Origin of the sequence: Polaromonas sp. CG_23.6 (assembly GCF_029892315.1) — a bacterium.
Classification (GTDB): Bacteria; Pseudomonadota; Gammaproteobacteria; order Burkholderiales; family Burkholderiaceae_C; genus Polaromonas.
Genome location: NZ_JARXUY010000001.1, coordinates 1,780,121 through 1,794,298 on the forward strand (window position 1 = coordinate 1,780,121; position 14,178 = coordinate 1,794,298).

Here is a 14,178-nt window from a genome sequence, read left to right on the forward strand (position 1 = left end):
CAGAAAGATGCCCATGGAATTTTCTGTTGAAAGCCTGGAGACACCAGCGCTGACCAAAGCGCATCTGGCTGAGTTGCTGTTTGAGCAGATAGGGCTCAACAAGCGCGAGTCCAAGGAAATGATCGATGCATTTTTTGAACTTATTTCAGAATGTCTGATTGATGGCAATGATGTGAAGATATCGGGTTTTGGCAACTTTCAAATACGCACCAAGGCGCCCAGGCCGGGGCGTAACCCGCGAACGGGCGAAGCAATTCCCATTGCATCAAGGCGGGTGGTGACCTTTCACGCCAGTCACAAGCTCAAGGACCAAATCCAGGAAATAGCTATCGGCGACACGGAAATTGAGACCGTTTTTGCTGCAGATAATATTGCGTGATCTGATTCACTTTGCCATGCTGTGCAAGTTGAGGTAGATTCGAGGAATCTTTCGAAGGGCATTGAATTAATTGCAGTATTCTTCTCTTCCTATTCCTGAAAAGCGCTATTTTACGATCAGCGAAGTCAGTAAGCTGTGCGGAGTGAAGCCACATGTGCTTCGTTATTGGGAGCAGGAATTTACACAATTGCGGCCTATGAAAAGACGCGGTAATCGCCGTTACTACCAACTTCATGAGGTCGAATTGATTCGCCAAATACGCCAGTTGTTATATGAGCAGGGATTCACCATCGTTGGTGCCCGCAACAAACTGCAAGAAATGATGATGACTGCATCTGGACAGGATTTTGGCAAGGATTTAGGGTCTCTTTCATTGAAGTTGCTAGCGCAGAAAAATGACAACTGTTCTCTTCGCAACTTATCGCAAAATGCAGCCAAGGCTGAAAATATTCCGATTGACAACGCAATGCCTTCAGATTCAACTGTTACGGAGAGATTCCTTTGTTCGATTCGTTACGAGTTGATCAGCATTCGCGATCTGCTTGATTCGATCAATTGATGGCAGTATTTGTAAGGGTATAATTTTACTTAATCGGTGTGTGGCGCAGCCTGGTAGCGCACTTGCATGGGGTGCAAGGGGTCGAAGGTTCGAATCCTTTCACACCGACCATATGAATCAAAGACTTAGCTTCGAAAGGGGCTAAGTCTTTTTGTTTTGTGCGGTGTGTAATGCAAATTTAGCCACACCTTTAGCCACACCGCTTGCGATGCTGGCCTGTACAGCGAGTTCAAAAAATCAGGGACGCCAGCATGACTACGGGTGAAGGAATTTTTTATGGCTTTCTCGTTCTTGGGCTAATTGGCCTGTACTCAGTAACAAAAGATCGGTGGAATTGGAAGCGACTTGCAAAATGGACTGTTGTGGTGGTTGTGGTGCCAATTGTTGGATTCGGCTTATGGCTGGCAGCGCTCAGTTATCTATCTGAAAGACCTCAAGTCGAGCAAGCATTGTGGGGAATTAAGCCGGGAATATCTGTCGATGAGTTGGTTTTTCTCAAAGGCAAGCCAAGTGGTGACGGAGGAGAGCACTGGCTCTACGGTAATAGCGGTGAAATTTTTCATGTTGTCGCCTTCAGAAACTCAAAAGTTAGGAGCGTCACAGCTTTAGCATGGGATGGCAACATGTCGTCTCTTCCATCACTTCAAGGAATTTCTTACTACTCAACTCAAGTAGACATTGAAAATAAGTTCGGTGCCCCTGATCATGTATCGGTGAATAAAGACAAAACACGACGAACTCTGAGCTATTTGAAATATCAGCTTTTCTTTACCTTGGAAAAGGGAAAAGTCGTCGCTCTAGGGGTGCTTGATCCAAAAGAGGGGCCACTGGAATTCGAGGAGACGCCGGTTCCTGGTCCTTGGGTACTCGATCCCGAAGTTGCTTTGCCCACCAAGTAGACAGAACACTTTTCTTTTTGTCGGTACTTTTGGCGGTACTTTTCAAAGCTCATCTGTAAAAATCCAGCATCCATGCGGGTTGCAGGCCGTTATTCAATTCCCTGTCGAGGAATCGAATCGGCTTTTGCTGGATTTTGAATTGATTCAAACGGGAGGTATTTTCTGCGCGTGGCTTCTACTGGGGTGTCCCATTCCGCCCAGGCTCTGAAGTTTTCACCCCCTACCGGGTCAACACCGGCCCGCCTGCAAGCGTTGAATGAACGTCATCAACGAGCGGTTGACCTGTTCATTGACGCGCTCGAAACGATCTTCCAGCCGCTCGAAGGTCGTCCAGCGTTGCCACTTCGGTTTGCCGGCCTCGATCAGCGCGTGGAGTTGGTGGTAGCGGGTAAGCGCCCGGTCATGCGCCGAGCCGCTTTGCGATGAGTAGGAGACCTTCTGACACTGGCGGCAGGCAAAGCGCCCGACGCGCAGGAACAGCACCACGGAGCGCCCACCGCAGCATGGGCACTGAAACCACGTTCTCGCGCCACCGTAGCGGCAGGGTGTCGTGGTCGTCCGGATGGTCTGCGATGCGTCCTGGCCGTTCGCAGCGTACCCCAGCCGGATGGAATCGGCGCGCACCGATACGCCGATATTGCCCGTCACCTCCCCGCCGCGTGACCATTGCCATGCGAATGAATGACCGTTGACCAGATAGCCGAGCTTGCGCCAGCTCCGGAGATCCACTTTCAGCGTGTGCTCTGCTTTCAGTCGCTGCCCGGGCCGTCCTGCCCCGCACCGTGTGCCGCCTGTTCCCATCAATCAGTCCTTCACAGAAAACGAATTCGTTTGTTTAACCGGCCTGCAACGTGAGTTTTTCGAGCAGCCGAATGTTAGGTTTTGTTAGGTTTTCCGCCCCGTCATCAGCCCAGCCTCGCGCGTGTGCGTACTGCTGTATTAATTCGCGTCCAACCTCAGGTTTCCACCGCCCTGAAAAGTCATGTTTGGCTGGCAACCATCGTGGAAACCATCGTGGAAACCATTCGTGGAAACCATTCGTGGAAACCGGCTTAGTCGGCACTCCGGCCCAGCCGCGGCTCGATGCCCAACGTCATCCAGAACACAGCAATGGCGGCATCTTCAGCGCTGTCCTCCTCGTGCGTCTGGTGGCTGTCGCAGTAGTCGTTCGGCAATGGCTCGCGGTGAAACTCTTTCGGCGTGCGGTATTGCTCGATGATTGAAGTCAGGTTCAAACAGCCCGGGTCGTCACCCTCCGGCGCAGGGTTGAACGCGCAGCAGGTCGAGCAGGTTCTGCGAAGGAGAGGCATGTTCGTGTCTTTCATGGTCGTGCGGCAGCAGCGCCGGCCGTCTTTGTCATCAATGCCGACTTCACCCAGCCGTCAGCCGCTTGCCGGCGTCGTCGAGCAGCAGGTGGTCGCTTGAAGAATTCGCCCGTGTCGGGGTCGTACAGCGCCGGGTCGTGGTCGTCATCGCGGTCCCGCACCGCGTCCAGGAAGTGCTCCACTTCGCTCACGTTGTCCAGGTCGTGCTCCACTTGACGCTCCTCCTCCATTTGAGGATCAGGCAGTTCAATCGCTGGTGGTCGAGCTGGTGGTGGTGAAGGCGGTTTTGGCGCGGAAACCATCAGAGCTATGGTTTCGATCTTTTCGAGGTCGTTTCCAAAACCAATAGGTTTCACAACGTCGTCAGCCAGCCCAGCCACTGAGCCGCCACCAAAACCAATAGGTTTCTCAGCGCGCTCGTACCGTGGACTCCTGCCCCTGCTTACGACCAGTTCGGCCAGCGTCTTGACCTTCTTCACTGGTGCGGCCACTACAGGCAGCACCAGACCCAGCGCAGCCGCATATCGACCTGGGTTGCGTTCAATGTCCTGCTTGGCTGTGAACCACATAACGCTCTTCAAAATCGCGTCCTGCGTCGATTCAAGGTGCGCCAGCACCATGCGCGCCGTCACCGTAAGCGTCCGCCCAGTACCCGTATTGAAACTCAAGACTCTGTGTGGTTGAGCCACTGGTTGATTTGGGCCACGTCGAATGCGGCAGGGTCAAACGGGCGGCCGATCCATTTTTTAAGTTCGTCGTGCTCCGGGTGGGCTGGATCGGCCAATGCCTGCACGAAGTCCTCGTAGCCCGGCGCGCCGCCTACATCCTCAGGCGGACAGGCGTTTTCTCCGGCCAGGCACAACGCCAGCGACAGCGGCGCGTCAAGCGTGACGGTTTTTTCCACCTTGACCTTGTGGCGCCAGTTGTCCCCGAAGTCGTAGACGTAGAGGAACGTCCTGCGCGCGCACAGCGCCTCTTCAAGCGTGACGCTGGCCTCATCGATCACGCCTTCAGGCAAGTCCCAATCCGGCTCCAACGGGCCGTAATTAGCATCGGCAAAGACGAACTCATGCAGATGCCCGCCTTGCCAGCCCGTGCCCCACAGGAGCGCGACATGCAGGCGCGAGAGGTCGATCGTGGTGGGCACCAAGAGGCGGCGCCAGACCTTGGGGTACACCCATTCAAGCTCGACATGGAGTTGGTACGCCCGCAGTTCGCCATTTGCATTGGCTGCGGTTTTGGCCCCGGGTTTCTTCGCGCCTCCTGGCAGTCGGTGCAGCTTGGCAGTCATGTTTGGCTACTGTAGCGAAATCGGTGGACAGGCCGTGGCCCGCATCAGGCTGCGCGCGCCATGTCCTGCGTTTGCTGGGCTGCTGGCCACGCAGGCCGGAGCCGCTCGGCCACCCGCCAGGGCAGCAACTCGTCAATCCGGTTGATCGGATGGTCGGCAATGCGCTCCAGCACATGGTGCAGGTAGGCCTGGGGATCAATGCCATTGAGCTTGCACGAGCCGATCAGGGTGTAAATCACGGCGGCGCGCTCGCCGCCGGCGTCTGAGCCAAAGTGCAGGTAATTCTTACGCCCGAGGACGACTGCGCGCAGCGCCCGCTCGGCCGCGTTGTTGTCCATCTCGATGTGCCCGTCGTCCACGAAACGCGTGAGCGCCTGCCAATGGTTCAGCGAGTAACCAATGGCCTGCGCCATGGACGACTTGGCCGAGAGCTGGCCAAGGGCGTCATGGAGCCAGCCGTGCATCGCCTCGACCAGGGGTTTGGCGCGGCTTTGCCGCTGGCGCCGGCGTTCCTCTGCGGGCTTGCCCCGAATGTCTTTCTCGATGGCGTACAGCACCCCGATGCGCAGCAGCGCCTGATGGGCCAGCGTGCCGGGCATCTCGTCCTGTCCCTTGTGGATTTCATAGTACTTTCTCCGGGCATGAGCCCAGCAAGCCGCTTCGACGACCTGGCCATCGGCAAACAGGGCGTCGTAGCCCGCGAACGCGTCGGCCTGCAAGGTGCCGGCAAAGCCCGCGAGGTGGCCCCTGGGATGCTCGCCTTTGCGGTCCGGGGAATACTGAAACCACACCGCTGGCGGCGACGCATCGCCGCTTGGCCTGTCATCGCGCGCGTACACCCACAGCCGGGCCGTGCGGGTCGTGCCACGGCCCGGGCTGAGCACCGGCACGGGCGTGTCATCGGTGTGGATCTTGCCCGCCCGCAGGACGTAGCGGCGCACGGCATCGGCCAAAGGCTGGAGCAGCCGCGCCGCGCCGGCCACCCAGTCCGCCAGCGTGGAGCGCTCAAGCACCACGCCCTGGCGGGCGTAGATCTGGCTCTGGCGGTACAGCGGCAGGTGGTCGCAGAACTTGCCCACCAACACCTGCGTGATGAGTCCGGCGCCTGCCAGGCCACGATCAATGGGACGGCTCGGCGCGGAAGCCTGCACGATCGTGTGACAGCGGACACAGGCGAGTCTGGGGCGCACGTGGCGCACGACCCGGAAGCTGCCAGGCTGGTACTCCAGCACTTCGGAGGTGTCCTGGCCAATTTGGCGCAGTTCGGTGCCGCACCCCGGGCAAGTGCAGTCGCTTGATGCGAGGTGAATCATCTCCTGGCGCGGCAGATGCCCGGGCAGTTGGCGGGGGGCGGTGCGGCGGGAAGCGGCCTGGCGCTTTTTGCGGGCGTCCTCAAGGTCGGCGACGGGGGCGCCTTGCAAGGCCTCCCCCGCGTCACCCGCTGGCACGAGTGCCACGCCAGGCGCCTGCACTTGTGACTGGGCGCTGTCCACCTTCTCGCTCGAGCGCCCGTAGCGCATGCGCCTGAGATGGAACAGCTCCAGCGTGAGTTTGTCGATGGCCAGGCGCAGCGCGCCGATCTGCTCGTCACGCTGCGCGACGCCTTGCTTCAAGGCATCGATTTGTTGCAGCAGCGCGTGTGAACTCATGGGCGCCACTTTGCCAGCAAAACCGGCACGCCAAAAGAAGGGGTTTCACGGTTGCGGGTAGCCCCCGCATGTGGTGTTACCTCCACCCGGCTCCCCGTGCGCGCCCCTTCGGCAGAGCAGGTCATCCGTTCATGAACTCAGGCAGCGAGCGTGGGCTGCCAGGTGCGCACCGGCATGCGCCAGTCGATGCCTTCGAGCAGCATGGACAACTGCGCCGGGCTCAGCGAGACCGCCCCGGCGTCGGCCTGCGGCCAGACGAAGCGGCCCCTCTCCAGGCGCTTGGCAAACAGGCACATGCCCTGGCCGTCCCACCACAGCAGTTTGACGATGTCACCGCGCCGGCCCCGAAAGACAAACACATGGCCCGAGAAGGGATCTTGCGCCAGCGCGCCTTGCGCCAAGGCGGCCAGGCCGTCAAAGCCTCGGCGCATGTCCGTCAGGCCAGCGGCCAGCCACACGCGCGTGCCCGCCGGCAGGCCGATCACGGCGCGTCCCGCAGGGCCTGGAGCACGCAGCGCACACTGGCCGGATCGACGCTGCCGCGCAGTCGCACGCGCGCGCCGCCCACTTCAATCTCGATGACGCCGGCCGCCGGTGCCCGCACCGTTGGCGCTGGCAAATCGATGACCGCGCTTGCCGGTGGCAAGGGATCCATCGTGACCGGCAGCAGTACGGCCTGCGTGACGGGCTTGAGCCGCGCCGGGCGGCCAGATTGTGCGCGCCGCCACTTGAACAGCAAATTGGCATTGATGCCGTGCGCCAGCGCGATGGCCGCGACCGAGGCGCCGGCCTGCTCGGTCAGCTTGACGAGCTTGCGTTTGAAGGCTGCGCTGTGTCTGCGCTTGGTGGCCTTGAGGGGATCTTTGGGAGGTTCCATGACGGTGTGCACTTGTCCGGGTTGAGTGCACACCATGATGGCGTGCAACTCCCCGGATACTGCCCGGCCCATCAACCTCGCGCAAGAATGGTATTCGTCGGACGCTTACCCGTCACCTCCTTCATTGCGCCGTGCAATCGTCGGGTCGGCTCTTTCAGTCCGAACGATAGCGCCAGCTCTGCGAACGAATCGCGCAGGCCCGCCAGCCGAACCCGGTCAATCAGCTTGGTTCCAAGGTATCGAACGCCAGCCATCGGCAGCACCAGGATGTGAAGATGCGGCGCACCCTCGTCGTGGTGCTCGTCGGCGCTCAGGATGTTGTCGAGTCCGAACTGAGCAATTGCCCATTGCAGGCACTGTGCGAAATAAACGGCGGTGTCGATGCTCGTTCCGGCAGGCAGGGAGAACAGCGCCTCATACGCCTGCGTGTAGTCGTGGCGAAAGGGTTTGTAGCCCGCGCCCGCCATGCGCGCCTGCGCCAGCGCCACCACGTCGGCCGACAGCGCGGGTCCAGCGATGCGCCGGTTTAAATGGCTGCGCGCCGGGTCGATGTGGCTGCGAGAGCCGCGCTCCTTCTGGGTTTCGCGCCGGTTGTGTTTGTCAGCCTGAAGCAACGTTTGCGGCTTGCGCTTCATGCGTTTTGAAAGGCCGATGGTCTTGACGGCGAAGAACAGTTCTTCGCTCATGCCGACCCCGTTAAACGTCGCCAGAGCGATTTAAACCACGTTGACGGAGCAGCGCACCAGGCCATCAAGAAAAGCGCATTTAGGCGGCTCATGCGCGTGTCTCCAACATGGATAGCAGCGCCCGCGCCGCCGTGATGTTGGGGGGGGTAGTATCGAGCCAATAACGCATACACCGCACCTTTGACCGACCGCGCAAGCATGAGACGGTTTCGCTTTGGCGGGCGATTAGGATGCCGTAATCGTTTTGCAGCGTGCTAACTGTCGAGTGAAGGCAGTGGTCGTGATGATGTTCAGCCTCAAACCTGTTCATGTTGCGACCCATCACGAATTGCAGCAGTATGGTTTCAAGCTTGGTTACTGGCTTGTCGTTTGGCAGGGTCGCGCTGGTCGAGATTCGGCGTGCTGGTTGTCGAGCAGTCGGTGGAGCAGCTGCGTGCCTAACGTCGAGGTCGAGGTGAAGTTGCGCCGGGTGTGAGCCGGTAGAATCAGTGTGCGAGACTGAATTGGTCGCCGTGGTGGATTGAATGCCCCCGGCGGCTTTTTTATTGGGCGTGACTTTTCCCGGCGTCGTGCCGTTTTTGATATTGGTCATGATGCTGACCGATCAAAAGGACGCGATAAGAGCGCGAATATCCGCAGAACGCCATGCGACGCAGCGAGTCGAGAGCTTCACTGGAGCAGGGTAGCGGCCTGTTTTGACGCCTTGCCACCATCCCGACCGACTGACGGGGATATGCGCTAAAACCGTGGGCAGACGCCACAGTGCTATGTCTGGATTTTGGGGAAGAATTGAAAGAGCGCCAGCCGATACGGTGACGATGCGGTGTTTACCGCTATTTGAATTGGTCATGTTGTTTCCGGCGTCATCCGACGTTAAGGAGTGAGGGGGCTTGCGCGAATTAGCGCCAGCTTTTAGGGTTCTGTTTTTTGATTCCTTTCGGAGTCGTCTGGCAGGTTCGCCGTCGCTGTCGCCGCCGTCATCGTCATCACTTGCTCCCACTTCAGGACCATCCGTTACACCAGCCGATGATTCACCGCCGCCGCATTCTGGCAAATCATTTGTAATTGATAACGTTGACTTTTTACTTTCAACATACACAGAACGGGTGCCGGTCATCAATGCGTTGTACGTTTCCCGAACAGAACCGTTACCAAACGGCTCAACCATACTCAGATTATCGAAATTCCTGACGTTAATAACTCGTTTCATTCTTGCCTTTCATCTGGACCACTAAAAAACCAGTATGGGTTTTTATACAGTTCGGTTGGTCCAGGCGCCGACTTTATAGCACGTATTTGTCCAATGCAGACCCTAACTGTAGTTGATGGTGTTTTTAAGCTACTCGCAGTACGCGGACGTTATCAGGCTTGTTCGCCAGCAGATCGAGCCGTTCTCCCCAGAGCCGCCACGCGTCACGCATTGGCCCTTCATAGGTTGCACGCTGGTAAATCCGCTTCATCTTGTTTTCTTCGGTGTGGTTCAGACACTTCTCGATAACGTCCGGCAAAGCGCCTAGTTCGGCCATTGTGCTTACGCCCGTCCGGCGCAGGTCGTGAGGCCGCCAGTGACCGCCTGCAAGCTGTAGCGCGTCAATCTGCTTTGTGCGGCCCGACATAGGCCCGTCAGTGCGCTGACGGTCTGCAACCTGTTTTGTGACGGTCTTGGAGTCAAGCGGCCCGTTCAGCTTGGAGTTGGGGAAAACCCACGCCGTCGCGCCGGTAATGTCTCGCAGAATTTCAAACTGACGCAATGCAAAGTCACTGAGCCAGATTTGATGCGCCTTGCCGTTTTTAGTATCAGGCAGAACCCAAAGCCGCCGCTCAAAATCTACGTTCTCCCACCGTGCGGCCACTGTTTCACCGATGCGGGCAATGGTCGCCATTTGAAGGAGGAGGGCGCATTGCGATGTTGCTGCCAGCCCTGACAAGGGCAGTTTTTTAAAGAGGTCAATTAATTCGGCTTCGTTCAGAACCCGGTCGCGTTCACCGTCCGGCCCGATCTTGGCTTTCTTGATTCGGGCGGTCGGATCTGCCTCTACAAAATCCCGGTCGAGCGCGAACCCGAACATTTGTCGCAGGTCTGACAGGACTCGTTTTGTCATCCGAGCAATGTCCCGCGCCATCATGGAATCAACAATCTGTTGAACGTGCGCTTTCTTCACATCAGCCACGGCCATATCACCGATGAGTGGAAACACATCACGCTCAAAAGCCCGTTGCGCTTCTGTCCCGCCGTCAACGCGGTGTTTAAGGGATAGCCCTCGCCATAGGTCAAACAAGCCCCTGACGGTCAATCTGGCTTTTTTCTCTGCGATTTCTTCCAGCCGGTCGAGCTGATGGTGGTGCGCTTCCACCTTGTCAATTTCGATCTTGAGTTTGTCGGCGGCTTTACGCTCGATGGGGTCTGAGCCTTTTTTCAGTTCGGCAGCGAGTTCGTTCCGCTTGGCACGCAGCGCCAGGAGGGATTGACCACCCTTGTCTTTCCAGGTGCCGACAGGAATTTGTCGTACTTTGCCCCCCACCTTGTAGCGCCACACGACATAGACACTCACGACACCATCAGAAACGGCTCTGACAGTGCCGTAAAGGGAATTCCCCATGCTGACCCGCCGACCGTTGTCGGCAGCGCCTAGAGCCTGTAGTTCTTTGACCGTAATCACCGCCATATCAAAAACCCTGCAAATTTAGCCACACTTTTAGCCACACCGTAGGGCTGGCTTTCAGTGTAACTTGCTGGACTGTGTTGGACTACGTGAAAATGTAAAATATCTGCAAGCTATTGATTTATAAAGATAATTTTAGTTTATTTAAAACGTGCTGGATGGGGCTGGAATCAAGTTTTCTAGCATGGGGTGCAAGGGGTCGGAGGTTCGAGTCCTCTCACACTGACCATTAATTCTGACAGAGGCCGCTAACGACATACAGTTAGCGGCCTTTTTCATTGGTAAATCAGTGTCTTACGTTGCAACGGCGTACAAAGCAAGACATTGACAGGCACAGCAAAGCAGGGGAACGTCCGGGGGAACAAGTGGGGGTATATCGGGTTTTGGGAGTTGTTGTTCCCCTATTTGACCTTGCCCCTGGATTGAACCGCCCCGAGTTTTGAGGAGGCTCAAATCTCTGAGAGGATTGAGCCATGAAGAAGTCAAACAAGTTTTCACCTGAAGTCAGGGAGCGTGCTGTGAGGATGGTGCAAGAGCATCGAGGGGAGTACCCCTCTTTGTGGGCAGCCATTGAATCCATCGCCCCCAAGATTGGCTGCGTGCCGCACACGCTCAATGAGTGGATCAAGCGCGTAGAAGTCGATACCGGCGCGCGCGACGGAGTATCTGCACGCGCCAGAGTATCGCTCCGGGCCAGCTGACGGTGCACTCGGACAGTAAGAATATCAGTGCCAGTTGTTCCTGGGCGGTCTGACTCACACAGCGATAGACCAACTGGGGTTGGTGCTGCGAATTGCGCCTGGGTGGCTTGACCCCCACTCTGACTGACCGCCTGTGTCTTTCCCCGGACCTGTCGGCCGCCCAGGAGCATCTTGCAGCGGGGCTTTGCCTCGCTGATGCGTGTCACCCAAGAAGGGCCTGACGGTTTTGTCTCCTTACTGTCCTGTTCCCAGGCATTCGGTCGTGGCCAAGCTGTTTTTTTTGTCTTGTTCAAGCCTGGAGGTTAACCATGGAAGAAAAGTCAAACACTGGCAGGCGCGTGGTCGGCGGGGTCGATACCCACAAGGACCTTCATGTCGCGTCTGTTGTTGATGAGCGTGACCAGGTCCTCGGGACGCAGAGTTTCGCCACCACGCGGCAAGGCTATCGGCAGATGGTGCAATGGATGAGCTCATTGGGCGATGTCTTGCGGGTGGGGGTTGAATCGACCGGCACTTATGGCGCTGGTCTGCTGCGCCATCTTCAAGCTGCCGGGATCGAAGTCCTGGAGGTCACTTCGCCAGATAAACAGGATCGCCGTCGCCGTGGAAAGGACGACGACCTGGACGCTGAGAATGCAGCGCACGCCGCATTTGCCGGCAAGCGCACCGTTACCCCCAAAACGCGAGATGGGATGATCGAATCCCTCAGAGTCCTTAAGGTCTGCCGCAAGACGGCCATCGCGGCGCGCAAGGTGGCCTTGCAGCTCATTCAGAATACGATCATCTGCGCGCCTGATGAACTGCGCGAGCCGCTGCGAAATATGACGCGCATGCAACTGATCAGGACGCTGGCCGCCTGGCGACCCGATCTGTCGGACTATCGCCGTGTCGCATCTACCTACCGGATCGGCCTCAAGTCGCTGGGTCGGCGCTATCTTGAGCTGCACGATGAGATTGCCGACCTGGACGTGATGATCGGCGCCATCGTCCAAGAGCTGGCCCCAAATCTTCTGGCGTGCAACTCGATTGGAAAGGAGTCGGCTGCCCAACTCCTGCTGACCGCTGGCGACAATTCTGAACGAATCAACTCTGAAGCGAGCTTCGCCGCGCTGTGCGGCGTCAGCCCGGTGCCGGCCTCGTCTGGCAAGGTCACGCGTCATCGCCTAAATCGCGGCGGCGATCGAGCCGCGAACAGCGCATTGCACATCATTGCCATTGGACGGCTTCGCACTGATCCGCGTTCGCAGGCCTATGTCGCCCGCCGAGTCGCTGAAGGTCACTCCAAGCTGGAGGCGATCCGTTGCCTCAAACGCTTCATTGCTCGGGAGGTATTTGGCCTGATCCGTCAACGCGCAAAAGAAATTGCGCAATCTCAAATTGCCGCTTGACAAACAGAAGGGCGTCAACGGCGCGCCCATGAAGGGCGAAACCATGCTCTCCACGATGCAGCGCCTGGGAGTCGCGCACACGCGAAGCCGGCCCTCCGTGAGTAATGACAACTCTTATGTGGAATCGGCGTTCAGAACCTTGAAGTACCGCCCCCAGCTGCCCGCCAAGCCGTTTGAAAACCTGCTGGCTGCGCGGCGCTGGGTCACGGAGCTGGCGCACTGGTACAACCACGAGCATCGCTACAGCGCCATCGGCTTGGTGACACCTGCGCAGCGCCATGCCGGCCTGGACCGGGCATTGCTTGAGGCGCCTGCGCTCGTCTATGAACGAGCCCGCCAGGCAAATCCTCAGCGCTGGTCAGGGCAGGCCAGCCAGTGGGCGTATGTCGATGTCGTTCACCTCAACCAGGAAACCCCACAAATAAAGGAACCTCAAAACACGCAAAAAGTAGCCTACTCACTTCACTTTAGGCGACAACTTCCTTGACAGCTACCGAAAACGCTTTGAAGCGATTACTTCACTAGGTCGCTCAGTTTCACTTCCTTGACTTTGCCGCCTTCAATCACGCCTACAAGGGTATCCATCATTGAGCCGCCATTGGCGTCAATGCCTTCGTAATTGGCCAGGTTCTGTGCCGCAGGCAGCGCCTTAATGGCAGCATTGAGCTTGCCGCGAATTGCCATGGCGTCCGTGGTAGTGCCGGCGAGCTTCATCGCATGGGCGGTGGCGATCATGGCCGTATAGTTGTAGGTGGCTTCCGACCCAGGTTCACGTCCGGGGTAAACCTTCATCCAGCGCTCCACGAAAGCCTTCACCGCTGGCTGTGGATCGTCGATCACTGGCAACACGCCAATCGCACCTTCGAGCGCTGCATAGCTGCCGACGATGGGCTTCATTTCATTCATCTTGGCTTGGTCCATAATCACAAAGCCACCTTTGAACCCAAGCTCACGCGCCTGCTTAGCCACCAGACCGGTAGGTTCGGAAGCGCCGCCGATAAACAGCACATCAGGCTTTCCCGCCAGAGCCTTGCTTACACCGCTGTAAAAGTCAGTTGAGCGGTTATAGCTCATAGGATTGTCGGCAACGATCTTGCCGCCAGCTGCTTCCCATGCGGGCTTGAACAACGCGGTCCAGGCTTTGGCATAGTCGTGGTCGGCATTGACAATGGCGAGGTTCTTGCCAAACTTCTTCATTGCATAGCTGACGAAGGGTTTGATATAGGTCGAGAAGTCCGGTGGAATGCGAAAAGTGAGCTTGTTGCCACTCTGGGTGATTTTGGGCACGCTGGTATAGGACAGCAACAAGGCATTGAGGCGCTCGTTGCTTGTCTGGATAGCGTAACCGCCACCAGAGTGCGGGCACATCACGACGGGGGTTTTGCTCTCTTGCACCAGGCGCTGAAAGTTAATTGCTGTCTCGCTGGGGTTGTACTTGTCGTCCAGTGCAACGACCTCGAATTTCACTTTCTTGCCAGCCACTTCGAAGCCTGTGGTGTTGAGCTCGTCGATCGCGAACTTCAGCCCATCAAGGGTATTTTTACCGTACTGCGCAGCGCCGCCGCTTAAAGGGCCCGAAAAGCCGATTTTCACGACCTCCTGCGCAAACACCGGAACAGAGACGAGCATTCCACCCAACGCGAGCGCGGTGGCGATTTGGGTGAATTGTCTTCTGATGATCATGAGAGTCTCCTGGGTTGCGATGAAAAAATCGAGGGTAAAAAATCGAGGGTAAAAGATCGAGAAAGGAAATGCGTGACC

At 57.6% G+C, this 14,178-nt stretch carries 16 protein-coding genes, 1 tRNA gene and 2 pseudogenes; 7 read left to right on the top strand and 12 right to left on the bottom strand.

Annotated features, from left to right (window positions below; genetic code table 11):
• Positions 1–13: 13 nt before the first annotated feature.
• The 4 genes from H4V98_RS08360 (at position 14) to H4V98_RS08375 (ending at position 1,837) form a co-directional block, all read left to right on the top strand.
• Entirely contained in the window at positions 14–379 is a 366-nt protein-coding gene (locus tag H4V98_RS08360) for an integration host factor subunit alpha (RefSeq protein WP_196861802.1), read from the top strand.
• A gap of 70 nt (positions 380–449) precedes the next feature.
• Positions 450–938, top strand: coding sequence for a MerR family transcriptional regulator (locus H4V98_RS08365; protein WP_196861803.1), 489 nt, complete (start codon positions 450–452; stop codon positions 936–938).
• A gap of 34 nt (positions 939–972) precedes the next feature.
• Positions 973–1,049: transfer RNA gene (locus H4V98_RS08370), tRNA-Pro, on the top strand.
• Positions 1,050–1,189: 140 nt separating this feature from the next.
• Positions 1,190–1,837, top strand: a complete 648-nt coding sequence (locus tag H4V98_RS08375; protein WP_196861804.1) for a hypothetical protein — start codon at positions 1,190–1,192, stop codon at positions 1,835–1,837.
• A 228-nt stretch (positions 1,838–2,065) separates the two neighbouring features.
• Here the strand turns inward: H4V98_RS08375 and H4V98_RS08380 are convergent, their stop codons facing one another.
• The 11 genes from H4V98_RS08380 to H4V98_RS08430 form a co-directional block, all read right to left on the bottom strand.
• Complete coding sequence (locus tag H4V98_RS08380) at positions 2,066–2,638, bottom strand: hypothetical protein (RefSeq protein WP_280757431.1); 573 nt, start codon at positions 2,636–2,638, stop codon at positions 2,066–2,068.
• Positions 2,639–2,889: 251 nt separating this feature from the next.
• On the bottom strand, positions 2,890–3,147 hold the full coding sequence (locus tag H4V98_RS08385) for a hypothetical protein (RefSeq protein ID WP_196861806.1): 258 nt from the start codon (positions 3,145–3,147) through the stop codon (positions 2,890–2,892).
• 11 nt (positions 3,148–3,158) lie between these two features.
• Complete coding sequence (locus tag H4V98_RS08390; protein WP_280757432.1) at positions 3,159–3,830, bottom strand: hypothetical protein; 672 nt, start codon at positions 3,828–3,830, stop codon at positions 3,159–3,161.
• Positions 3,827–4,453 carry a plasmid pRiA4b ORF-3 family protein gene (locus H4V98_RS08395; protein WP_280757185.1) on the bottom strand — a complete coding sequence of 209 codons (627 nt, stop codon included), beginning with the start codon at positions 4,451–4,453 and terminating at the stop codon, positions 3,827–3,829. Before H4V98_RS08395 ends, H4V98_RS08390 begins: the two co-directional genes overlap by 4 nt.
• A 44-nt stretch (positions 4,454–4,497) precedes the next feature.
• Positions 4,498–6,102: an IS66 family transposase gene (locus H4V98_RS08400; RefSeq protein WP_280757186.1), complete on the bottom strand. Its 1,605-nt coding sequence runs from the start codon at positions 6,100–6,102 to the stop codon at positions 4,498–4,500.
• A gap of 137 nt (positions 6,103–6,239) precedes the next feature.
• Positions 6,240–6,587 carry an IS66 family insertion sequence element accessory protein TnpB gene (gene tnpB, locus H4V98_RS08405; protein WP_280757187.1) on the bottom strand — a complete coding sequence of 116 codons (348 nt, stop codon included), beginning with the start codon at positions 6,585–6,587 and terminating at the stop codon, positions 6,240–6,242.
• Entirely contained in the window at positions 6,584–6,979 is a 396-nt protein-coding gene (locus tag H4V98_RS08410) for a transposase (protein WP_280757188.1), read from the bottom strand. The genes tnpB and H4V98_RS08410 overlap by 4 nt, the downstream gene beginning before the upstream one ends.
• A 71-nt stretch (positions 6,980–7,050) precedes the next feature.
• Positions 7,051–7,665 (bottom strand): plasmid recombination protein, encoded by a 615-nt coding sequence (locus tag H4V98_RS08415; RefSeq protein WP_280757433.1) that lies wholly within the window; start codon positions 7,663–7,665, stop codon positions 7,051–7,053.
• Positions 7,666–7,753: 88 nt separating this feature from the next.
• Positions 7,754–8,257, bottom strand: coding sequence for a hypothetical protein (locus tag H4V98_RS08420; protein WP_196861808.1), 504 nt, complete (start codon positions 8,255–8,257; stop codon positions 7,754–7,756).
• Positions 8,258–8,269: 12 nt separating this feature from the next.
• Positions 8,270–8,875, bottom strand: a complete 606-nt coding sequence (locus tag H4V98_RS08425; protein ID WP_231374359.1) for an AlpA family phage regulatory protein — start codon at positions 8,873–8,875, stop codon at positions 8,270–8,272.
• Positions 8,876–8,999: 124 nt separating this feature from the next.
• Entirely contained in the window at positions 9,000–10,331 is a 1,332-nt protein-coding gene (locus H4V98_RS08430) for a tyrosine-type recombinase/integrase (RefSeq protein WP_196861809.1), read from the bottom strand.
• Between the two features lie 470 nt (positions 10,332–10,801).
• On the opposite strand from H4V98_RS08430, the pseudogene H4V98_RS08435 reads away from it, so the two are divergent.
• The 3 genes and pseudogenes from H4V98_RS08435 to H4V98_RS08445 all read left to right on the top strand — a co-directional run.
• A pseudogene (locus H4V98_RS08435) lies at positions 10,802–10,999 on the top strand (transposase); the annotation flags it as partial.
• 338 nt (positions 11,000–11,337) lie between these two features.
• A complete protein-coding gene (locus H4V98_RS08440; RefSeq protein ID WP_280757434.1) occupies positions 11,338–12,417 on the top strand; it encodes an IS110 family transposase in 1,080 nt (359 codons plus the stop codon).
• A gap of 16 nt (positions 12,418–12,433) precedes the next feature.
• Positions 12,434–12,781: pseudogene (locus H4V98_RS08445) on the top strand (integrase core domain-containing protein); the annotation flags it as partial.
• 149 nt (positions 12,782–12,930) lie between these two features.
• Here H4V98_RS08445 and H4V98_RS08450 read toward each other — a convergent pair.
• A complete protein-coding gene (locus tag H4V98_RS08450) occupies positions 12,931–14,046 on the bottom strand; it encodes an ABC transporter substrate-binding protein (RefSeq protein ID WP_231374670.1) in 1,116 nt (371 codons plus the stop codon).
• Positions 14,047–14,178: the final 132 nt, after the last annotated feature.